Source organism: Kribbella shirazensis (genome assembly GCF_011761605.1).
Taxonomy (GTDB): Bacteria; Actinomycetota; Actinomycetes; order Propionibacteriales; family Kribbellaceae; genus Kribbella; species Kribbella shirazensis.
The window spans coordinates 2,711,451-2,731,519 of sequence record NZ_JAASRO010000001.1 but is presented as its reverse complement, the minus strand read 5'-3'; the positions used below and the strand labels follow the sequence as shown (position 1 = coordinate 2,731,519).

Genomic DNA, 20,069 nt, shown 5'->3' with positions numbered 1-20,069 from the left:
GGAGAAGGCGTCAGGCAACGAACCACCGCGTCGATCACGGAGCCGCGCCCAACAGTTCTCGGGGGGCGTCCCTCGCCGAGGCAACCAAAACAGTCTACCCACGAGCGCGCCCAGACGGGAAATCCGTGTCCCCAGGCATTTTGCTCCCGGTCCGGTGACGTGCGGCGTGATCCGTTGGCGGACCCCGGATTCGGTACGTTGCCGGGGTGATCTCGCCGTTGGCCGCGCTGGTGCTGCTGTTTCTGCTGGTCGTGCTGGTCCTGCTCGGCGCCCTGATCGCGCTGGTCGTCGTGCACGCCCGGCGGCGGCGGGAGGCCCTACGGCAACGGGCCGCACACATCGCGTCCGTCGGGTGGTATCCGGTCCCGCCGAACCCGTGGCTGCTCGAGATCGCCGCGAGCCGGTTCCAGCGGGGCGAGCCCGGCGAGTCGTACGCCGGCGAGTACCGCGGTCGCGGGATGTGCGTACTCGACTACACGTACGTCACCAGCAACGGCAAGACCACGCAGACGCACACTGTCCACCTGGTCGCGTTGACACTGCCGGTCGCGCTGCCACCGCTCACGGTGCGGCACGAGTCGGGGGTTCGCCTGTTCCACGGGCGCGACCTCGAACTGGAGAACCAGCAGTTCAACGAGCAGTTCCGGGTGGAGTGCTACGACGACCGCTACGGCTCCGCGGTCATGCATCCGCGGATGATGGAGTGCGTCTTGTTCAACCCGGGCCTGGAGTGGCAGATCGCCGGCAACGCCTTCGTGTCCTGGGGCTGGGGCGAGTTCGCCGTACCGGACGTCTTCGCCCGGCTCGACGCGATGGCCCGACTGGTCGACCTGATCCCGCCGTTCGTGCTGCGCGACTACGGCGGGCCGGCGTTCAGCTGAGCTTGGTCCAGACCTGGCGCAGCGCCCGGGCCGCGTCGCCTTCGAGGCCCGCGGCGTCCAGGGTCTCGGCGAGCTCGTCGAACTCCGGACCCCACCGCCACGCGACGCCGCGGAGTTCCTCCGGCAACGCCGGGTCCTTCAGCGAGCCGCCGTCCGCACGGGTCTGCTGGGCGACGAGCGCGTCGGTGACGCCGTGCTTCTCGGCCAATTGGAACGCGAGCACCGCCAGCGCCGCCTTGCCCTTGTTGTAGAGGGCGTACGACGATTTCGCCGCACTGGCCGCACCCGGTTCGGCGCCGACCACCATGGGCGTGACCGCCGTCCCGGCCCACAACGTGGCGACCTGGTCGGCCGCCGTACCGGACAGCATCAGGTGCGTGGGACTCGGTCCACCGGTCGGTGGCGGACCGACCACACCGGCGTCCACGAACGTCGCCTCCGGTACGGCGGATTGCGCCGCACGCAGCGAGGCCGGGGACAGCGGGTTCGCCTCGACGTAGACGCCGGTGAAGCCCTCGCGGCCGACCTGCTGGGCGATGTCCACGGCACCTTGCGGTGCGCACGAGCAGAGGACGACATCGGCCCGGGCGACCGCCTCGGCGAACGGCGTACCGATCAGGCCGGCCTCGTCGGCGCGTGCCCGGCTGGCCTCGCTGCGGCCGTCCGGCACCCAGTGCACCTCGTGCCCGGCCGCAACCAGCTGCCCGGCCAGCTTCGAGCCCATCGCACCAGGGTGGAAGACAGCGATTCGCATACGGCCAATCTAGTGCCCGCCGAGATAGGCCAGGACGGCCAGCACCCGGCGGTGCTGCTCGTCGTTCGTGAGCAGACCGAGCTTCGCCAGGATGCTCCCGACGTGGGTCTCCACGGTCCGCTCGGTCAGGAACAACCGCCGCCCGATGCCGACGTTGGTGAACCCCTCCGCCATCAGCCCGAGGACCTCGCGCTCTCGCGGCGTCAGCGGCGCGAGGCGGTCGTCGGCCTGCCGCCGTCCGATCAGGCGGCCGACCACCTCGGGATCGAGCGCCGACCCGCCGGCCGCGACCCGGTCCAGGGCCTCCAGGAACTCGTCGACCGCCAGCACCCGGTCCTTGAGCAGGTAGCCGAAGCGACCGGTCGCGACCAGCTCGACCGAATGCCGGGTCTCGATGTGCTGGGACAGCAGCACGATCCCGAGGCCGGGATGCAGTACCCGGAGCCGGCGGGCGGCTCGCGCGCCGTCGTCGGTCCCGTCGGGAGGCATCCGGACGTCGATCACCGCCAGGTCCGGCCGGGTTTCCGTGACCACGGCCAGCAGGCTCGTGGCGTCCGCGGCCAGGCCGGCGATCTCGTGCCCGGCGTCGGCGAGCAGGCGTGCCAGCCCTTCCCGGAACAACGCCGAGTCCTCGCCGATCACGACTCGCACGGCACCACCGCCTCCACCGTCGTCCCCCGGCCGGCCGGGCTCCGCAGTTCCAGCGCGCCACCGACCGCCGCGACCCGATCGAGCAGGCCGCTCAGGCCCGACCCCGGACGTGGCGCCGCTCCCCCGCATCCGTCGTCCTCGATCCGGATCCGCATTTCGTCGGCCGATCGCGCGACCCGGACGACGATCGACGTCGCGTTCGCGTACTTCGCCGCGTTCGTCACCGCCTCGGCCGCCACGAAGTACGCCGTCGTCGCGAGTTCCTCGGGCAGGTCGGACGGAATCTGCAACCGCACCGGGATCGGCAGTGACTGGGTGATCGCACTCAACGCGGCGTACAGGCCGTCGTCGAGGCTTGCCGGGCGCAGCCCGTGGGCGATCTGCCGCAGTTCGGCGACCGCGGTGGCGAGTTCGGCGACGCCCTGGTCCAGCAGCCCGTTCACGTCGACCGTCCCGTCGTCGAGATGCCGCTGGGCAAGCCGCATCGCCATCCCCAGCGAGACCAGCCGCTGCTGGGCGCCGTCGTGCAGGTCCCGCTCCAGCCGCCGCCGCTCGGCGTCACCGGCCTGTACCAGTCGCGCGCGGCTCGCCTCCACCTCCCGCAGCGCGCCGGCCAGTTCCGCCCGCAGCCGAGTCACCTCGACCAGGCTGGATGCCGCGGCGGCCACGACCTTCAGTACGGCGGGAGACGTCAGGCCGGACGCCAGTACGCCGATCTGCTCGCCACCCAGCAGCACCGGGACCAGCCGCGGCCCGGCGATCGGCGTACCGGCGGCGTCGACGAAGCCGGACGCTCCCGGGATCAGCAGGCCGACGCGAAGACCTGGATCGCGGAGTGCGGTGCGCAGCGCGGACTCGAGGTCCTCGGGCTGCGCCTGCTCGGTGTGGATCCGGTGCTGCAGGTCCTCGATCGCGAGCAGAGCGGCACGCCGCGGCGGATAGAGCCGCCGATCGACCACGCGCTGCAGCCGGGACCGTAGCGGTGCGAGGATCAGCGCGCACACGGCCGTCGCGGCGGCCGCGACCACGGCCGAGTCGCGGCCCAGGACGAGTCCGAGGGAGACGGCCGCGACGGCGTACGTGCCCAGCAGGACGACCATCACGATGCTGTAGCTGACCGTGTCGGCCAGCACCCGGTCGACGTCGTACAGATCGTGCCGGAGCATGGCCACCGCGACAGCTGCCGGGAGAGCTGCCAGGGTGAGGACTCCGACGACGGTCGCCACGATGCCGCTCTGGCCCGCGACGAGGATTTCGGCCAGGCAGACGAGCGGGTACAACAGGGCGGCGACGCCGGCCAGCAGCAGCCACTTCAGCTGAGCGCGGACCGTGCCGGTCGAGCCGCGGTATCGCATCACCACCGGAACGACGGCCGCCAGGCACAGCGCCAGGAGGCCGAAGAACACGAGCTCGCTCACCACTCGAAGCGCTCCGGGCAGCGGCGCGTAGGGCCGCGGCAGGTCCTGGAGAGGCGACAGGAAGGGCTCCGAGGCGAACGCACCGAAGGCCTGCTGTCCAGCACCGAGCACCAGCAAGGCCGGGGGGATCAGTCGCCATCGGCGACTCACCAGCTGCCCGGTCGGGAAGTAGAGCAGGAGCAAGGCGACCGCGATCAGCAGCCACCAGCCGCTCTCCTCGAGCCAGGCGACCGTCCGGTTGCCCAGCGGCAACCGGCCAGGATCGTGAACCACGGCGTTGTAGTAGACGTCCCGTGCGGTCAGAAACACTGCGATCACGCCGATCCAGCCGAGGATCGGTCCGACCGGGTTGGCCGGCTGCCTGCGCGCTACCGCGAGGCCGAGCGCCGCGATCGTGGATCCGATCACTGCCAGCCCGATGAAGTTCCGCAGCGTGTGCGCGCCGGTGCGGTACGAGACCAGCAGCCAGGAACTCCCTGCTACGAGCGTCAGAGCCAGCAGGAAGGTGCCGAGCGCGACCCACCGCGGCCACCGCATGTCGTCAGGGTAAGTCCGGTTGGCCCCTGGCGACTCCGAGTCAGCACGGAGAACCTGCTCCGTGCCCGCTTCGATGCGTCACCCGGCCGCGCGGAGGTTCGCTGGAACGGTCCGATCATGCACCGAGGAGGGGACCCCGATGTCCACCGAAACCGTCCGGCCGAACGTCGTACCGACGGCCGATCCAGTCACCCGCCGACGCATCGGCGCTGTCGGTCTCGCGGTTGTCGTCAGCAACCTCGTCGCAACACCCGGCGGACTGCTCTGGCCCGTTCCTGCCGGCGGCGGCGAGACCTACGCGTACGCCGACATCCAGCCGCTGCGGGACCGCTGGTGGGGTCTGCTGGTGACACTGGGCATCGGCGCGCTGCTCGGCGTACCGGCCCAGGCGTTCCTCACCACCTACCTCGTCCGCAAGCGCGGCGCTGCCTGGGCCACGGCCGGCGGACTGCTGATGTGGGTCGGGATCGCGTTCCAGGCGGTCGGCGTCGGCGGGCTCGCGGCGGCGTACTACTTCGCCACCGGGGTCGACAGCACCGCCGGTGGCGCGGTGATGGACAACGCCAACGACGATCTGCTGCATCTGTTCGGTCCGATGGTGGCCGGTGCGCTGATGGTCGCCCTCGGCACGGTGGTCCAGGTCGTCGGGTTGTGGCGATCCCACGCCGTCCCCCGCTGGGTGCCGTTGCTCGTGCTGTTCGTCGTGGTCAGCTTCGTGGTTCCGGGCAACGGCTGGCTGGGGCTGATCGTCCAGGTCCCGATGGCGGCCGGCGGGATGGCGATCGCGTACTACGCGTGGCGCCGGGCAGCTCGGGGCGTGGACCGGACCGACGCGGCCTAGGCGCGGCCGTCGAAGAGGCTGGTGACCGAGCCGTCCTCGAAGACCTCGCGGATCGCGCGGCTGATCAGCGGCGCGATCGACAGCTCGGTGAGCTTGTCGAACCGGCGCTCCTCGGCGATCGGCAGCGTGTTGGTGACGATCACCTCGCTGGCCTGGCAGTTCTTCAGCCGGTCCACGGCCGGGCCCGACAGGATCGCGTGCGTGGCCGCGATCACCACGTCCGCGGCGCCCTCGTTGACCAGCGCGTCGGCGGCCTTGGTGATGGTGCCCGCGGTGTCGATCATGTCGTCGACGAGGATGCAGACCCGGCCCTTGACCTCACCGACGACCCGGTTCGCGACGGTCTCGTTCGGCCGGTCGATGTCGCGGGTCTTGTGGATGAACGCCAGCGGCGCGCCGCCGAGGCGGGCCGACCACTGCTCGGCCACCTTGATCCGGCCGGCGTCCGGCGAGACCACGGCCAGCTGCTGGTCGCCGTATTTGTTCGCGACGTACTCGCTGAGGATCGGCAACGCCATCAGGTGGTCCACCGGGCCGTCGAAGAAGCCCTGGATCTGCGAGGTGTGCAGGTCCACGCAGATCAGCCGGTTGGCGCCCGCGGTCTTGAACAGGTCGGCCATCAGCCGGGCCGAGATCGGCTCCCGGCCGCGGTGCTTCTTGTCCTGCCGCGCGTAACCGTAGAACGGGAGCACGACGGTGATCCGCTTGGCCGACGCCCGCTTCAGCGCGTCGACCATGATCAGCTGCTCCATGATCCACTCGTTGATCGGCGAGGTGTGGCTCTGGATCACGAAGGCGTCGCTGCCCCGGACCGACTCCTCGAACCGGACGTAGATCTCACCGTTCGCGAAGTCGTACGCCTGGGTCGGGACCAGGCCCGAGCCGAGTTCCTCGGCCACCTCCTCGGCGAGACCGGGATGCGCCCGGCCGGAGAAAACCATCAGGTTCTTCTCGGTGGTTCGTTTCATCCCGCTCATCGCCCGCGCCTCCCGTTGTTCTCGCGTCTACCGCTCAGGCCTGCTGCTCGTCCGGCCGCGCGTCCGGCTGGTCCTTCGGCTGGTTGTCGAGCGCCGCCTCGGCCGCCGCGGCGGTCTTGGTGCCGGGGCGCTTGCGGGCGACCCAGCCCTTGATGTTGCGCTGCCGGCCGCGCGCGACCGCGATCTCGCCCGGGCCGACGTCCTCGGTGAGCGCCGTACCGGCCGCCAGGTACGCGCCGTCCGCGATCGTCCGCGGGGCGACGATGACCGAGTTGCTGCCGATGAACGAGTGCTTGCCGACGTGGGTCGGGTGCTTCGCGACGCCGTCGTAGTTCGCGAAGATCGTGCCGGCGCCGATGTTCGCGCCCTCGCCGATGGTGGCGTCCCCGGCGTACGTCAGGTGCGGGACCTTGGCGCCGTCGCCGATGGAGGTGTTCTTGGTCTCGACGAAGGTGCCGATCTTGCCCTTCACACCGAGCCTGGTGCCCGGGCGCAGGTACGCGAACGGGCCGACGTTCGCACCGTCGCCGACGACCGCGAGCGAGCCGTGCGTCCGGATGATCGTCGCGTTCTCGCCGATCTCCAGGTCCGTCAGCGTGGTGTCCGGGCCGATCGTCGTACCGCTGCCGACCGTGGTGGCGCCGTGCAACTGGGTGTTCGGCAGCAGGGTGACGTCGCGGGCGAGCTCGACGGTCTGGTCGACCCAGGTGGTGTTCGGGTCGACGATCGTGACGCCGGCGCGCATGTGCTTGATCAGCGTGCGGCGGTTCAGCTCGGCGCGGAGGGTGGCGAGCTGGACGCGGTCGTTGACGCCTTCGGTCTGCATCGCGTCGTCGATGATGTACGAGCCGACCCGCTTGCCGTCGGTGCGGGCGATGCCGAGGACGTCGGTCAGGTAGAGCTCGCCCTGGGCGTTGTCGGTGGTCAGGCGGCTGAGACCGTCACGCAGGGTAGCCGCGTCGAAGACGTAGATGCCCGCGTTGATCTCGTCGATCGCGCGCTGCTCCGCGGTGGCGTCCTTGTGCTCGACGATCGCGGCGACCGTGCCGTCCTCGCCCTGGACGATCCGGCCGTACCCGGTCGGGTCCGGGACCCGGGCGGTCAGCACGGTGACCGCGTTGCCGTGCTTGTCGTGCTCGGCGATCAGGTCGTGCAGCGTCTCCGCCTCGAGCAGCGGGACGTCACCGGACGTGACGATCACCGAGCCGTCGAAATCGGCCGGTACGGCGGTCAGCCCGGCGCGGACGGCATCGCCGGTACCGAGCTGCTGCTCCTGGACGGCGGTGCGGGCCTCGGGGTCGACGGCCTTCAGGTGCTCCTCGACCAGCTCACGGCCGTTGCCGACCACGACCACCAGGTGCTCGGGGCTCAGGGCCCGGGCAGTGACGACGGCGTGACCGACGAGACTGCGCCCGCCGATCTCGTGCAGCACCTTCGGGGTCGCCGATTTCATCCGGGTTCCCAGACCGGCGGCCATGATCACGACCGCCGCGGGACGATGGGAAGTCACGCGGTCTTCTCCTCGGGTTCCCTGCGAGTTCTTTCAACAAGTATCAGCATGGGCACCCGAAACAGTGCCCGCGCAAGCCTACTTGCTCACCAGATGTGCTCTCGCACGCCCCAGCGAGAGCCATCTCACGCCCAGCCCCGAACGGTGCCAGAGTGGTCTCGTGCAGAACCTGCTGGCCAAAGCCACCCGCTGGGTGTCCGACGAGCCCGTCCCGGGCTGGGTGGAGGTCGAGTTCCGGGACGCCGACGGCGTATCTCACACGCTGGCCGACAAGGCCCCGATCTTCAGCACCGACCTGACCCGTGTGCGGGAGTACCCGGTCGACGTGCTGGTGGCTTGCGAGGTCGTCGCCGTGCACGGCGATCGCATCCGGATCACGACCGAGCGTCCTTGGGGCGTTTGCACCGTCGAAGGCCGCACCGAGTTCGTCGTCCACGCCCATCAACTGGTCGGGAGTTGACGCCGCGGACGACCTACCTTCGCCGGTAGACCATCAGATGTCAGTGGTCTTCGTGGTCGGCTTCGCCTTGTTTCCAGTAGCCCTGGATGGTGGCGTGGGACTTGGGCCAGGTGCGGAGCGGGCGGAGGCTGTCGGCCTCGCCGGCGGCGAAGAGGAAGGTGTCGGGCGGGACGGTGAGGGAGAGAACCTCGTCGGCGAGGGTTCCGCGGGGGACCCAGTGGATCTTCACGCCGGGGCGTTCCGCGAGCGGGTAGCCGGACTCGTCGGGGTGGTCGATCTCGACCACGACGTCGGCGGGCAGGTGGGACGGGGCCTCGTCGAGCCAGCGGGCGGCGGCCGGCAGGCCGGTGGGGTCCACGGCGAAGACGTAGTGGGCGTGCGTGTACGGGAACGCCCGTCCACCAGGCGGGCCGGCGATCGCGACCTCGTCGCCCGGGCGCAGCGCCTCGGCCCACGGCGAGGCGAGGCCGCCGTTGTGGACGACGAAGTCCAGTTCCAGGCGCGTCCCGTCGTACCGCCGGACCGTGTAACTGCGCGTCGGCGGGAGCGGCCGCGGCCAGTCGAGCATCTGGCGGTCGTTGGCCACCGGGATCCGGTGCGTGCCGTCCGGGTCCGGGAACACGATCTTCACGTGGTCGTCGCAGTGGTACGAGTGGAAGCCGGCCAACCCCTCCCCGGTCAGCGTCACCCGCAGCATGTGCGGCGTCAGGTACGTCGTACTCCCGACGACCGCCGTACGAATCCCGATCGGGTACCCGATCCGCGTCACCCCGGCACCGGCCCGGTGGTGCTCCTCGACCCGCTCCCGGGCGTTGTCCCGGTTCACCCCGCGTCCCGCAGCGGCGCGAGCGCCTTGTCCAGCGCGTCGAGCGTCAGCATCGCCGACTCGTACGTCGCCGCCTGCGTGTACCGCACGGGGATCGCGCGCCCCGCCTTCACCGCCGGCAGGCTCTTCCACAGCGGCGAGTCCGGCACGAACTTCACCGCCGGCCCCACGCTCCCGTCGGGCTCGAGCGTGTACGTGATCACGTCGGCGTCGCGCAGGTCGTCCGGCAGGAGCTCGATCGACACCTGCTCCGACACCGCCTGCGAACCAGGTCCGGGATTCTTCGGCTGACCGGGGTACTCGACGCCGATGTCCTGCGCGATGTTCGTCCCCCACGACTTGCCGTACTCGCGCATGAAGCTGCCCTGGGCGACCTGTCCGTACCCGCCGACGTGCGCGAACTTCTTCCCCGCCACCGCCTGCGCGTACTTCGCCTTCAGCTCGGCGGCCCGCTTCTCGTACGCCGTCTTCGCCTGGTCGAAGTCCGCCGCCCGCCCGGCCGCGTCGGCCTGCCGCCGGGACAGCTCCCGCCAGGCGTCCGGGACGGTCGGCCCGATCGTCACCACCGGCGCGATCGCCTCCAGCCGGTTCAGGTCCAGGTCCTTGAGCACGGGCTGCGGTACGCCGATGACGATCAGGTCCGGCTTCGCGAGCGCGATCTTCTCGTAGTCGGTCTCGGCGGCGGTGTCGCCGGCGATCTTGGTCAGCCCGTCGTACGTCGCCTTGTCGGCCGCGGACAGCATCGGCTCGCTCCGGGTGAACAGCGAGATCCCGACCAGCGGCGCGCCGGCCTCGATCAGCGCGGGGACGGCGTACCCGGTGGCGACCACCCGTTGCGGGGTCTTCGGGATCGTGACGTCGCCGTTGTCCGCCGGGAAGACCCGGGTCTGCCCGGCCACCGGGTCCGGATCCGACGCACCGCACGCCACCAGCCCGACGGCCAGGACGAGCGCACCCAACGGGCGCAGAAACATGCCAACCTCCTCGTCAGTCGAAGTTAGGTTAGCCTTACTTAATGGCTGCTGATAGCGCCTGGAGGACAGCGAGTGTCGCGAGGAGGACACCTTGAGCCTGGTCACCGCGCGTGGCACGGATCCGGACAGTTGCGACGAGTTCGGGTACGGACTCGGTACGCCGGGCGGGGTCCTCGTCCTGCGGTACGTCGCCGCGAGCGCGCTCGAGTTCGGCGGGAGCCGCCAGGACTGGCTGAACCAGTTGTACTGGTCGCCGGACGGCCTGATGTCGGTCTCGTACGGAGGGTGTACCGAGTTCGTCGGCTCCGGCGAAGCGGTCTGGGTGCAGCGAGCGGTCAGTCACTCCGTGCAGGCAAAACCCGCCTCGGTCGGGCCGACACGCCACACGGTCTACCGGTTGTGTCTGCGTGAGGATCCGCCCGGGCTGGCCGGGCTCCGGATCGGGACCGCTCACGTGCCGGCCGAGGTCGGCGACGCGATCCGCGGCCTCGCGGTCCGCGGGCTGCCCGAGGCCGCCGGGTTGGAGCTGCGCGCACAAGTGATGCGCGGTCTCGAACGACCGCTACGGGATCTCACCGACACGGCGGGCGCCGGGACCGGGTTCGCGCTGCGGGTCGCGCGGGCGCTGACCCAGGACCCGGCCGATCCGACCACGCTGGACGAGTGGGCGGTCCGGCTGCACGTGAGCGCGAAGACGCTGCAACGGGACTTCCAGCGGCAGTTCGGTCAGCCGTTCACCACCTGGCGCGCGAGCCTGCGACTGCGGGCGTCGCTGATCCTGCTCGACGCCTACCCGGTGTCGGAGGTCGCCCATCGGGTCGGTTACTCGAGCGCGTCGGCGTACATCGCGGCGTTCCGCCGTACCTTCGGCCGAACGCCGGGCCAGGTCGGCGACTGACCGCGGACCCGCGTTTCTGCCAGCCTGGGAGCCATGGCACTCACACTCGGAGCAATCGTCCTGAACGTCCCGTCGAACGGCCCGGCGGCCGAATTCTGGAGTCAGGCGCTCGGCTTCACCGCCGACCCCGGCAACCCCGACTTCCTCGCCCCGCCGGCGGGCGCCGCGCCCACCAGACTCCACCTCGACACGACCGACCGCACCCACCTCGACCTGTGGGTGGACGAAACCTCCACGCCGGAGGCCGAGGTGGACCGGCTGATCGGCCTCGGCGCCGAACGGGTCGAGGACTGGACCTACCCGCCGAACGCCGACTTCGTGGTCCTCAAGGCGCCCGACGGCACGGTCTTCTGCGTCATCGGCTGAGCAGCTCGGCGACCTGAGGGCTGTTGAAGAACTTCGCCGTCAGCGGCACGTGACTGTCGCGGTCGTACGGGTCGTCGTCGTGGGCGTTGGCGATGATCAGGGAGTACGCGCAGCGGTAGAGCAGGAGCTGTTCGGGGTCGTACCCGAGACGGGCGGCGAACGTCGCGTCGTACGCCGCCTCGACCTCGCGGGACCGGGGCGACCAGAGGTCGATGACGCTCGCCGTGGCGGCGGCGTCGAAGACCGGATCACCGGCCATCGTGAGAAGGCCGAAGTCGAGCAGCGTCACCGGGCGCAGGTCCTCGTCGACGAGGATGTTGCCGGCGGTGACGTCGCCGTGGACGAGCCTGCTCTCGGGCTCCTTCAGATCGGACAGTCGCGTCAGCAACGCCTCGATCTTCGTGTCGAAGTCGTCGACCAGTTGCCCGTCGAAGCGCGCGGCCCGCCGGCGAACGAGGCCGGTCAGCGCATCGATCCACGACACACCCTCGGGGCGGAACGGGCTGGTCTCGTCCAGGACCGACGTACGGCGAAGCACCTCCGGCGCCTCGACCTGCGCCAGCGCGTCGATCACGTCGACGACGCAGTCCCTCGCACGCTCCCACCCCGGCGCGCCGAACTCCGGTGCGACCTCATACAGCGGGACGCCGGGCAACTCCTCCTCGATCGTCACCCAGTACGGCCCCGGGCGGCGCAGCTCCAGCATCCGCGGCGTGCGGTAGGGCAGTTGGCCGTCGAGGGCGTCGTACAGCTCCCGCAGTGTTCGAAGCTCAGCTTCCTCCGCATGGAACCAGATCTTCGCGACCTTCTCATCACCCAGCCGGAACACCGCGCCCTGCATCCCGATCGCGACCAGGTCGGGGTCCCGGTATCCCAGTGCTCGCAGCTGTTCCTGTAGAAGACTGTCCGGCAACGACATGCGGGCGACAGTAGCTGTCCGGCCGACGGGTGTCTGTCGAATTTAGGTCGTCGTGCACGTCATCGCAGTGACACGACCTTCGAAAGGGACCTCCATGGCCGACCTGACACGATTCCTGATCCTGCTGGCGGAGCCCGACCACTTCGCCCGGTGGGACGCCGCCGACGACGCCGAACGCGAGCGGGTGTTCGCGGCCTATCGCGCGTTCACCGCCGCCGTTCGTGAACGCGGACGGTTCCGCGGGGGTGAGGCGCTCGTCCATCCGCGTGACGCCCGCACGCTGCGGCCGGACGGAGACGGACAGCAGGTCACCGAGGGGCCGTACGCCGAGACGGTCGAGCAACTCGGCGGGTTCTACCTCGTCGAACTCCCCGACCTCGCGACAGCACTCGAGGTGGCATCGCTCCTCCCCCGCGAATACGACATCGAGGTCCGCGAGTGCCTCGACGTCGGAGTACCGGACGAGTGACCCCACTCGAGACCGCGATGCGCGACGACTGGGGCCGCCTGCTGGCTCTGCTCGCCGCGCAGTTCCGGCGGCTGGACCTGGCCGAGGACTCACTCGCGGAGGCGTTCGCGTCGGCGGCGCGGACCTGGGCGGACGACGGAGCTCCGGCCAATCCGTCGGCCTGGTTGCTGACCACGGCCCGTCGCCGCGCGCTCGACCGCCTGCGCGCCGAAGCCGTCGCGGCCAAGTCCTTGCCGCTGCTCGCGATCGAGGCCGAGATCACCGCGAACGCCCGGCGGGTCCTGGTCGACGCCTCCCAAGACCCCGGGGCCACCGACGAGCGGCTGCGGTTGATCCTGCTCTGTGCACACCCCTCGCTGTCGCCGGAGTCGGCGGCCGCGCTGACGCTCCGGCTCGTGCTCGGCGTACCGACCGCGGATATCGCGCGGCTCTTCCTGGTCCCGACCGCGACGATGGCCGCGCGGCTGACCCGTGCGCGCAAGCGGCTCGGCGGCGCACGTTTCGACGTACCGGTCGGGGCCGCACTGCAGGCGCGGATCGCCGCGGTGGCGGAGATCGCGTACCTCGCGTTCACGGCGGCGTACGCGCCCGGCTCCGGTGCCGACGTCGTACGGGCGGCCGAGGCCGGCGAGGCGTTGCGGCTGGTTCAGGTACTGCGTGAGGTGGCGCCGGCGGAGTACTGCGACGACCTCGTTGCCCTGCAGGCGTTGATGATGCTGCAGCACGCGCGACGCGACGCCCGGAGCGAGGACGGCCGGCTCGTCCTGCTTCCGGACCAGGACCGGACACGCTGGCGGATGTCCGAGATCGCGGACGCGCTGGAACTTCTCGCTCCACTGGCCCGGCGTTCACCGTCCACGCCGTACCTGCTCCAGGCGCTCGTCGCGGCCGAACACTCCGGTCCCGGGGACACCGACTGGGGACGGATCAGCCAGTGGTACGAGGAGCTCGAAGAACTCACCGGTTCACCGATCGTGCGCCTCAACCGGGCCGTGGCAGTCGCGGAATCCGAAGGCCCTCAAGCCGGTCTCGCTCTCCTCTCCGACCTCGACCTCCCCGGTCACCGCCTCCCCGCCGTACGAGCAGAACTCCTGACCCGCACCGGTCAGATCGCCGAGGCCCGAGCCGTCTACGACACCGCAATCGCCGCATGCACCAACACCACCGAACGGGACCACCTGATCCAACGGCGGGACGCGCTCAGCTGAAGGACTCCTCGGCGAAGCTCAGACCGCCGCGTTCGCTCAGGGTCAGGTATTGCGATCTGCTGTGGAGAGGACGCGTGCGGAAGTACTGCGTGAAGCCGGGCGCCCGGAGCCGGAGGTCGAAGTTGTGTCCCTCGATGTGCCACAACGGGTCGCGGCGGTCGTCGGGCGGCTCGAGCCGGTGCAGGTCGGCGATCTCGAGGAGATCGTTCATCGGCTCGAGTTCCCCGGTGATGTCCCACGCCTCGTCGAACACGAGCGTCGCCGGCGCGACCCAGAACGTGAACGACCGCCGCGGGAACGCCGGATCCACCCACCGCACGATGTAGTCGAGGTCGATCAGGACACGCTGCCACGGAAACCTGTCGTCCTCGCGTACGCCGACGCTCACCGCGTGCACGTGGGCGTCGTGCCACCCCATCACCTCGAAGTCGGCGTCCGTCCAGGTCGCCTTCTCCAGCTCGGTCATCGCGACTGAACCACCCCGGGTTTGATGCACACCTCCTTCGTTGGGAAGGTGGCATCCATGCCGAGGAAGTACGACGAGCAGACCAGGGCCAAGGCGGTCCGGTTGGTGACCGAGCACCGGGGTGATTACGCCAGTGAGTGGGAGGCGATCACCACGGTCGCGGGCCGGCTAGGAATGACACCGGAAACGCTGCGCCGGTGGGTTCGCCAGGCAGCGGTCGACGCCGGTGAGGTTGATGGGGTGTCGACGGCGCAGGCGCGGGAGATCCGGGAGCTGAAGCGGAAGAACGCCGAGCTGGAGCAGACGATCGAGATCCTGAAGGCGGCGACGAGTTTCTTCGTGCGGGAGAGCGACCCGCGACAGCGGTGATCTGCCGGTTCATCGCCGAGCACAGGGCTCGGTTCGGGGTCGCTCCGATCTGCGCTGCGTTGAGTGCGCACGGCTGCCAGATCGCTCCGAGAACCTACTACGCCTGGGCCCGGCGGGCGCCGTCGAAACGTGCTCTGTGGGAGCTGACGGTGACCGAGGTGCTGGCCGGGTATTACGAGCCTGACGAGCACGATCGGAGGGTGCCGGAGTCGCTGTACGGGTCGTTGAAGATGTGGGCCCACCTGAACCGCGAGGGCGTCGAGGTGGCGCGCTGCACGGTCGAGCGGCTCATGAAGGCGAACGGCTGGCAGGGTGCGACCCGCGCGAAGAAGCCACGCACGACGGTCCCGGATCCGGCCGCGGACCGGGCACCAGACCTGGTCAACCGCCAGTTCCGGGTGCCGGCACCGAACCGGCTGCTGGTCGCGGACTTCACCTACGTGCGGCTGGCCGGCGGCGCGTTCGCCTACACCGCGTTCGTGATCGACGCCTTCGCTGGCTTCATCGCCGGCTGGGAGTGCTCGATGTCCAAGCACACCACGTTCGTCGAACGCGCCATCAGACAGGCTGCCGAACTGCGCCTCAGAGAAGGGAAACCTCTGCAAAACAAGACGATTCACCACTCGGACGCAGGATCCCAATATACCTCGCTGCACTTCACCGAGACCCTGCAACTGCACGGTCTCAGCCCCTCGATCGGGACCGTGGGCGACGCCTACGACAACGCCCTGGCCGAGACCACGATCGGTCTCTACAAGACCGAATGCATCCGCGACGACTCCCCCTTTCGCCGCGGACCACTGACCGGCCTCAGCAACCTCGAGGCCATCACCGCCGACTGGGTCCACTGGTACAACACCAGCCGGCTCATGCACCGCCTCGACCGACGCCCACCCGCCGAAGCCGAGGCCAACTACTATGCACAAACCCGAGACGACCGACCGGTCGCACTCACATAACCGAGGGTGCATCAAACCCGGGGTGGTTCACGACATTCTGTCGGACGTCGATGACATCCTGCGTGGATGGAGTCGGTGGTGGATGTCGGCGGTGTGACGTTGTTCGTGCGTGAGCTCGGGCGGCGGGGTTCAGGGCCTTCTGTGATGGTGATGCACGGTGGGCCGGATGTGGGGCACGGGTATCTGGTGCCCGGGTTCGAACCGTTGGCGCGGGATCACCACGTGGTGCTGTTCGACTTCCGCGGGTGCGGGCGGAGCAGTCGCGGGTTGCCGGCGGACGAGTTGCAGCCGGAGTACGTCGTACAGGACACGCAGCGGTTGATCGACAGGCTCGGGCTCGGGGTGGTCGATCTCGTCGGGTTCTCGACGGGTGGGCGGGCGGCGATGCAGTTCGTGGACAAGCATCCGGAGCAGGTACGGCGGTTGGTGCTCGCGTCCACGTCGGCGTACCCGTCCGCGGACGCCGCGCCGTACTTGGCGGACTGGGACGAGTACCAACGCCGTCAACGGATCGAGGACGAGGCGAACGGCGCCCTGCGCAACTCCACGGTCTTCGTCTGGGACCTCGAGCGCGCACCGGCGTACCTGGAGCTGCTCGAATCCCTCGGCACCGACCTCGGCGACTGGTCCGAGGAACGCGCCGCCAACGGCCTCATGCACCCGTGGTGCCCCGGCGACCCCGAACAGATCCTCCGCACGTTCGCCAAACCCATCCTCATCCTCCACGGCGAAAAGGACATGGGCTTCCCCGTCCAGCTCGCCCACCGCCTCCACCGAGCCGTCCCCAGCCAACTCACAGTCATCCCCGACACCGCCCACATGTGCCACTTCGAACAACCACAACCCTGGGCACAACACCTCCACGAATTCCTGGACGCGCCACGCTTCGGCAACAAACTGACGACATGACAGTCGCAGGATGGGTCTGGCCGGCCAACCTCCGCGCCGCGCTGCGGCACATCTCGGCGTGCGTCGACTACACCTTCGACGACTGGGACTGGGACGCCGTAGAAGCCGCCCTCCCGCAGACGGACTGGGAGCCACTCGAGCACTGGTACGACTACCCGATCATCGGCAGCCGGACCCTCACGGTTCACCTTGCGCACGACGACGGCTTCGAGCCCGTCGGCATCCGCGTGGAAGGAGAACTCGACGAGGTCCTCGCCGCGAGAATCGAAACCATCATTGCCTTGCTCTCCGACATCCGCGCCGCGAAGACCTGAGCCTGCCCGGCAAATTCGCATGTCTGGCGGAGGCCTCTGCAGGTAACCTCCACCCTGAGTGTCAGAGCGAGTAGGAGGTGGTTGTCATGCGCAGTTGCTGCGCGGTGCCGCCTCGGATCCTTCGGCGGCTCTGACTCTCCCCGGGGCTCACCGCATCCGACCTCTTGCGAGGGAGTCCCCCCATGAATTCTCTGAGCTTCGTCCAGGCGTACTTCGCCGACTATCCCGCCCGCTACTGGATCGCCGGCGGCTGGGCGCTCGATCTGTTCGTCGATCGGGTACGGCGACCGCACACCGACGTCGACGTACTCGTCCTGGCCCGCGACCTCGACCGTGTCGCGGAGACGTTCACCGATCCGCGGCCGACGGTCGAGAACCCGAACACCGGCGAACAACGCCCCTGGGAGCCGGGCGAGCCGTTGACGCCCGGTCCCGACGTACTGGCCTTCCCCGACGACCTGTTCCCGGCGCCGCTCCGCATCATCCTCGCGGCCTCCGACGACACCGACTGGATCTACCACCGCGGCCGCGGCACCGTCCGCAAACCGCTCGACGAGATCACCCTCGCGAGCTCCGACGGCATCCCGTACCTCGCCCCGGAGATCGTCCTGCTCTTCAAGTCCCGCAGCGACCGCCCCAAGGACACCGAGGACTTCCACGACGTCGCCACCCACCTGGACCCGCACCGTCGTACCTGGCTCCACGACCACATCGCCCCACGCCACCCCAACCACGCCTGGCTCCCTGCCCTGACCTGACGTCTTCACCGAGTCGTGGCGTTCGGCTCCCACCCCTCACCTCGAGTCGTGGATCGGGGCTCTCCAACGCCGCCGAACTCCACGACTCGGCGAACGGACCGGCCGGACCGTAGGGTGCGGCGTGTGGTGAGGACGCGGCTCGACCTCGACCGGATTCGTACGGCGCAGCGGCTGATCGATCCGGTGTTTCTCGACAGTCCGCTCTATCGGTGCGAGGCGATGGAGCCGGTGCTCGGGTGTGCGGTCAGCATCAAGCTCGAGACGGCCAATCCGGTTCGCAGCTTCAAAGGCCGCGGTACCGAGGTCATCGCGAGCCAGCTCGCCGCCGGCAACTCACGCGCCGTGGTGTGCGCGAGCGCGGGCAACCTCGGCCAGGCGCTGGCCTGGTCCGCCCGCGACCGCGGTCTCGACGTCACGGTCGTCGCGTCACGTTTCGCGACAGCCGCCAAGCTCGACCGGATCCGCGCCCTCGGCGCCGAACTCGAACTCGTCGACGGCGACCACGAACTCGCCCGCGACCGTGCCGCCGCGATCGCCCAGCACCACGGGATCCGCCTCCTGGAAGACAGTCTCGATCTCGAAACCTGCGAAGGCGCCGCGACCATCGGCCTCGAACTCGCCGAACTGCGCCACCAAGCCGAGCATCCCGTGGTGCTGATCGCGCTGGGCGGGGGTGCGATGGCGACCGGTGTGGGCTATGTGCTGAAGACGCTCGCGCCCAAGGTTGAGATCGTGTGTGTCCAGCCGGCCGGGGCGCCCGCGATGACCTGGTCGTGGCAGCAGCGGCGCGTGGTCACGACCGACGCGATCGACACCATCGCCGACGGTGTCGCCGGGCGGCGGCCGATCCCGGAGGTGCTGGACGATCTCCTCGTCGTCGCCGATGACGCCGTACTCGTCCAGGAATCCTCGATCGTCACCGGCATGCGCCTGCTCCTCGACCACGCCGGCCTCGTCGTCGAACCATCAGCCGCGCTCGGGATCGCAGCCGTCCTGGAGAACCGCGACCGTTTCGCCGGACGCCACGTGGTGACGATCGTGTGCGGCGGCAACGTCGACCAGGACAAGTACCGGCACTGGGTCGGCCTCTGATGGCGCGGCTCGCGGTGAAACTGCTGCTGCTCGACGCGGACGACCGGGTCCTCCTCATTCACGCCAAAGACCCACAGACACAGGCCGAGTGCTGGTACCCCGTCGGCGGCGGCGTCGAGCCTGGCGAGTCCCTGAAGACTGCAGCGTCACGTGAGGCGTACGAGGAGACCGGACTGGCCGAGTTGCCGGAAGGTACGCCGGTGTGGTCGCGGGATCACACGTACGAGTTCGACGGCAAGGTTCTCGACGTACACGAAGAATGGTTGCTGCACCGGGTCGACCACTTCACTCCGGCGCCTGCGCAACTGAGCGACTACGAGGCCCGCACCGTCCTCGGCTTCCACTGGTGGCGCGCCGAGGACCTCGCCACCACAACCGAAACGGTCTTCCCACCCCAACTAGGCCGCCTCCTGACCAACCTCCTCACCCACGCCCTCCCCGACCGCCCCCGCGACATCACCACTCGCTGAAACCTGGTGGCGAGTCCTTCGGTACGCGGCCAGACTCAGGGCATGGAGATGCGGTACGTCGAGTACGAGCCCGGGACCCTGCCCGCGGTACTGAAGGCGCAGGTCCTGTCCTTTCTCCGCATCGTCTGGCCGGAAGGATTCACCGGTGGGCTCAGGTATCGCGACTGGATCACCAACCCGGCGTACGAGCCCCACCATCTGCTGTACGTCGCCGGGGACCTGGTCGTCAGCCACCTGGAGATCGTCCACCTGGTCGTGACGCACGAGGGCACGACGTACAAGGTGTCCGCGCCGACGAGCGTGCTCACCTTTCCGTCGTTCCGCGGCGAAGGCTGGGCCGGCAAGCTGGTCCAGCGAGCCGCCCAGCGAATCGAAACCAGCACCGCAGATCTCGGCCTGATCTGCTGCGAGCCTCACAACCAGGCCTTCTACAGCAAGAACTCCGGCTGGCCCGTCATTCCCGAAGCTCAGATCGTCGCCGACGGAAGCCCGACATCACAATCAGTCCTGATGCGCTTCCTGAGCCCGACGGCAGCGCAGCACGAGGACACCTTCCGCCGTGCCCCGCTTCACCTCGACGACGAACTGTGAGCCGTCAGGTACGGCGTCGGCTGCCCGAGTTACTGCGGAAGTTTCGGGAGCCCGAGCGTCTGGATGAACCTGGCAGTCTTCACTTCCACGAACACGTCCTCGTCAGGTACGTCGTCGGCTGTGTCGTCCTGCTCGTCGCTCGCGAGGAAACGTTCGATGACGTGCGGATCCGGTGACGATCCAGCCACCCGCGCCCACGCAGCCAGCCCCGCCGCCTCGATAGCCGTGTCAGTAGGGGACGACGCGGACGGATCCCCGAAATACGCCCGCGGCGTGTGCCCAAGGAAAGCCACACCGGTCCCCGCACCAGCCGGCGAGTAGCGGATCATCGCGATGTCACTGTCGTGAATCATCACGGCGAGGTACGGCTCCGGCGGTACGGCGTCCTCCGCGTCCGAATCGACCTCGCGCCAGGCACCACCGGCGTACACATAACTCCCGAAAAACCCCAC

At 69.5% G+C, this 20,069-nt stretch carries 24 protein-coding genes; 14 read left to right on the top strand and 10 right to left on the bottom strand.

The window, feature by feature from the left end; translation table 11 throughout:
- Positions 1 to 206 precede the first annotated feature (206 nt).
- Entirely contained in the window at positions 207 to 881 is a 675-nt protein-coding gene (locus BJY22_RS13435; RefSeq protein ID WP_167206684.1) for a hypothetical protein, read from the top strand.
- Here BJY22_RS13435 and BJY22_RS13430 read toward each other — a convergent pair.
- The 3 genes from BJY22_RS13430 to BJY22_RS41610 are packed head-to-tail and all read right to left on the bottom strand — an operon-like array spanning position 874 to position 4,241.
- The gene (locus BJY22_RS13430) at positions 874 to 1,635 is read right to left on the bottom strand and encodes a DUF1932 domain-containing protein (RefSeq protein WP_167206682.1); all 762 of its coding nucleotides are present in this window, start codon (positions 1,633 to 1,635) and stop codon (positions 874 to 876) included. The two genes, BJY22_RS13435 and BJY22_RS13430, sit on opposite strands and share 8 nt — an antisense overlap.
- A gap of 9 nt (positions 1,636 to 1,644) precedes the next feature.
- Positions 1,645 to 2,286 carry a response regulator gene (locus tag BJY22_RS13425; RefSeq protein ID WP_167206680.1) on the bottom strand — a complete coding sequence of 214 codons (642 nt, stop codon included), beginning with the start codon at positions 2,284 to 2,286 and terminating at the stop codon, positions 1,645 to 1,647.
- Complete coding sequence (locus BJY22_RS41610) at positions 2,274 to 4,241, bottom strand: sensor histidine kinase (RefSeq protein ID WP_167206678.1); 1,968 nt, start codon at positions 4,239 to 4,241, stop codon at positions 2,274 to 2,276. The genes BJY22_RS13425 and BJY22_RS41610 overlap by 13 nt, the downstream gene beginning before the upstream one ends.
- A gap of 139 nt (positions 4,242 to 4,380) precedes the next feature.
- Between BJY22_RS41610 and BJY22_RS13415 the strand changes: the two genes are divergently transcribed.
- Positions 4,381 to 5,082, top strand: coding sequence for a hypothetical protein (locus BJY22_RS13415; RefSeq protein ID WP_167206676.1), 702 nt, complete (start codon positions 4,381 to 4,383; stop codon positions 5,080 to 5,082).
- Here BJY22_RS13415 and BJY22_RS13410 read toward each other — a convergent pair.
- Positions 5,079 to 6,059 carry a ribose-phosphate diphosphokinase gene (locus BJY22_RS13410; RefSeq protein ID WP_167206674.1) on the bottom strand — a complete coding sequence of 327 codons (981 nt, stop codon included), beginning with the start codon at positions 6,057 to 6,059 and terminating at the stop codon, positions 5,079 to 5,081. The genes BJY22_RS13415 and BJY22_RS13410 overlap by 4 nt on opposite strands.
- A gap of 34 nt (positions 6,060 to 6,093) precedes the next feature.
- Positions 6,094 to 7,569, bottom strand: a complete 1,476-nt coding sequence (gene glmU / locus BJY22_RS13405; RefSeq protein WP_167206672.1) for a bifunctional UDP-N-acetylglucosamine diphosphorylase/glucosamine-1-phosphate N-acetyltransferase GlmU — start codon at positions 7,567 to 7,569, stop codon at positions 6,094 to 6,096.
- Positions 7,570 to 7,729: 160 nt separating this feature from the next.
- Here glmU and BJY22_RS13400 point away from each other — a divergent pair, with 160 nt between their 5' ends.
- Positions 7,730 to 8,029 (top strand): hypothetical protein, encoded by a 300-nt coding sequence (locus tag BJY22_RS13400; protein ID WP_167206670.1) that lies wholly within the window; start codon positions 7,730 to 7,732, stop codon positions 8,027 to 8,029.
- 40 nt (positions 8,030 to 8,069) lie between these two features.
- Here BJY22_RS13400 and BJY22_RS13395 read toward each other — a convergent pair whose 3' ends face one another.
- Positions 8,070 to 8,855, bottom strand: coding sequence for a siderophore-interacting protein (locus BJY22_RS13395; RefSeq protein WP_167206668.1), 786 nt, complete (start codon positions 8,853 to 8,855; stop codon positions 8,070 to 8,072).
- Positions 8,852 to 9,829 carry an ABC transporter substrate-binding protein gene (locus tag BJY22_RS13390; RefSeq protein ID WP_167206666.1) on the bottom strand — a complete coding sequence of 326 codons (978 nt, stop codon included), beginning with the start codon at positions 9,827 to 9,829 and terminating at the stop codon, positions 8,852 to 8,854. The genes BJY22_RS13395 and BJY22_RS13390 overlap by 4 nt, the downstream gene beginning before the upstream one ends.
- Before the next feature lie 91 nt (positions 9,830 to 9,920).
- Here BJY22_RS13390 and BJY22_RS13385 point away from each other — a divergent pair, with 91 nt between their 5' ends.
- Both BJY22_RS13385 and BJY22_RS13380 read left to right on the top strand, forming a co-directional pair.
- Positions 9,921 to 10,727 carry a helix-turn-helix domain-containing protein gene (locus BJY22_RS13385; protein WP_238350355.1) on the top strand — a complete coding sequence of 269 codons (807 nt, stop codon included), beginning with the start codon at positions 9,921 to 9,923 and terminating at the stop codon, positions 10,725 to 10,727.
- Between the two features lie 33 nt (positions 10,728 to 10,760).
- Positions 10,761 to 11,093, top strand: coding sequence for a VOC family protein (locus BJY22_RS13380; protein ID WP_167206664.1), 333 nt, complete (start codon positions 10,761 to 10,763; stop codon positions 11,091 to 11,093).
- Here BJY22_RS13380 and BJY22_RS13375 read toward each other — a convergent pair.
- On the bottom strand, positions 11,083 to 12,012 hold the full coding sequence (locus BJY22_RS13375) for a phosphotransferase family protein (protein ID WP_167206663.1): 930 nt from the start codon (positions 12,010 to 12,012) through the stop codon (positions 11,083 to 11,085). The genes BJY22_RS13380 and BJY22_RS13375 overlap by 11 nt on opposite strands.
- A 94-nt stretch (positions 12,013 to 12,106) precedes the next feature.
- Here BJY22_RS13375 and BJY22_RS13370 point away from each other — a divergent pair, with 94 nt between their 5' ends.
- Complete coding sequence (locus BJY22_RS13370; protein ID WP_167206661.1) at positions 12,107 to 12,481, top strand: YciI family protein; 375 nt, start codon at positions 12,107 to 12,109, stop codon at positions 12,479 to 12,481.
- Complete coding sequence (locus BJY22_RS13365; RefSeq protein ID WP_167206659.1) at positions 12,478 to 13,689, top strand: DUF6596 domain-containing protein; 1,212 nt, start codon at positions 12,478 to 12,480, stop codon at positions 13,687 to 13,689. Before BJY22_RS13370 ends, BJY22_RS13365 begins: the two co-directional genes overlap by 4 nt.
- Here BJY22_RS13365 and BJY22_RS13360 read toward each other — a convergent pair.
- Entirely contained in the window at positions 13,682 to 14,155 is a 474-nt protein-coding gene (locus tag BJY22_RS13360) for a hypothetical protein (RefSeq protein WP_167206657.1), read from the bottom strand. The genes BJY22_RS13365 and BJY22_RS13360 overlap by 8 nt on opposite strands.
- Before the next feature lie 57 nt (positions 14,156 to 14,212).
- Here BJY22_RS13360 and BJY22_RS13355 point away from each other — a divergent pair.
- From BJY22_RS13355 to BJY22_RS13325, 7 genes are all read left to right on the top strand, one after another.
- Positions 14,213 to 15,483, top strand: a protein-coding gene (locus BJY22_RS13355; RefSeq protein ID WP_167206655.1) for an IS3 family transposase whose coding sequence is annotated in 2 segments (ribosomal slippage) — positions 14,213 to 14,486 and positions 14,486 to 15,483 — 1,272 coding nt in all. Because the reading frame shifts where the segments join, the coding sequence is not laid out codon by codon here.
- Between the two features lie 66 nt (positions 15,484 to 15,549).
- Complete coding sequence (locus BJY22_RS13350; RefSeq protein ID WP_167206653.1) at positions 15,550 to 16,392, top strand: alpha/beta fold hydrolase; 843 nt, start codon at positions 15,550 to 15,552, stop codon at positions 16,390 to 16,392.
- Positions 16,389 to 16,706: a hypothetical protein gene (locus tag BJY22_RS13345; protein ID WP_167206651.1), complete on the top strand. Its 318-nt coding sequence runs from the start codon at positions 16,389 to 16,391 to the stop codon at positions 16,704 to 16,706. The genes BJY22_RS13350 and BJY22_RS13345 overlap by 4 nt, the downstream gene beginning before the upstream one ends.
- 182 nt (positions 16,707 to 16,888) lie before the next feature.
- Positions 16,889 to 17,464 carry a nucleotidyltransferase domain-containing protein gene (locus BJY22_RS13340; protein WP_167206649.1) on the top strand — a complete coding sequence of 192 codons (576 nt, stop codon included), beginning with the start codon at positions 16,889 to 16,891 and terminating at the stop codon, positions 17,462 to 17,464.
- A gap of 123 nt (positions 17,465 to 17,587) precedes the next feature.
- Complete coding sequence (locus tag BJY22_RS13335) at positions 17,588 to 18,556, top strand: pyridoxal-phosphate dependent enzyme (protein WP_167206647.1); 969 nt, start codon at positions 17,588 to 17,590, stop codon at positions 18,554 to 18,556.
- Positions 18,556 to 19,026, top strand: coding sequence for an NUDIX hydrolase (locus BJY22_RS13330; RefSeq protein ID WP_167206646.1), 471 nt, complete (start codon positions 18,556 to 18,558; stop codon positions 19,024 to 19,026). The genes BJY22_RS13335 and BJY22_RS13330 overlap by 1 nt, the downstream gene beginning before the upstream one ends.
- A gap of 42 nt (positions 19,027 to 19,068) precedes the next feature.
- Positions 19,069 to 19,617 (top strand): GNAT family N-acetyltransferase, encoded by a 549-nt coding sequence (locus BJY22_RS13325; RefSeq protein WP_167206644.1) that lies wholly within the window; start codon positions 19,069 to 19,071, stop codon positions 19,615 to 19,617.
- A 29-nt stretch (positions 19,618 to 19,646) separates the two neighbouring features.
- On the opposite strand, the gene BJY22_RS13320 is transcribed toward BJY22_RS13325, so the two are convergent.
- Positions 19,647 to 20,069: a hypothetical protein gene (locus tag BJY22_RS13320; RefSeq protein ID WP_167206642.1), complete on the bottom strand. Its 423-nt coding sequence runs from the start codon at positions 20,067 to 20,069 to the stop codon at positions 19,647 to 19,649.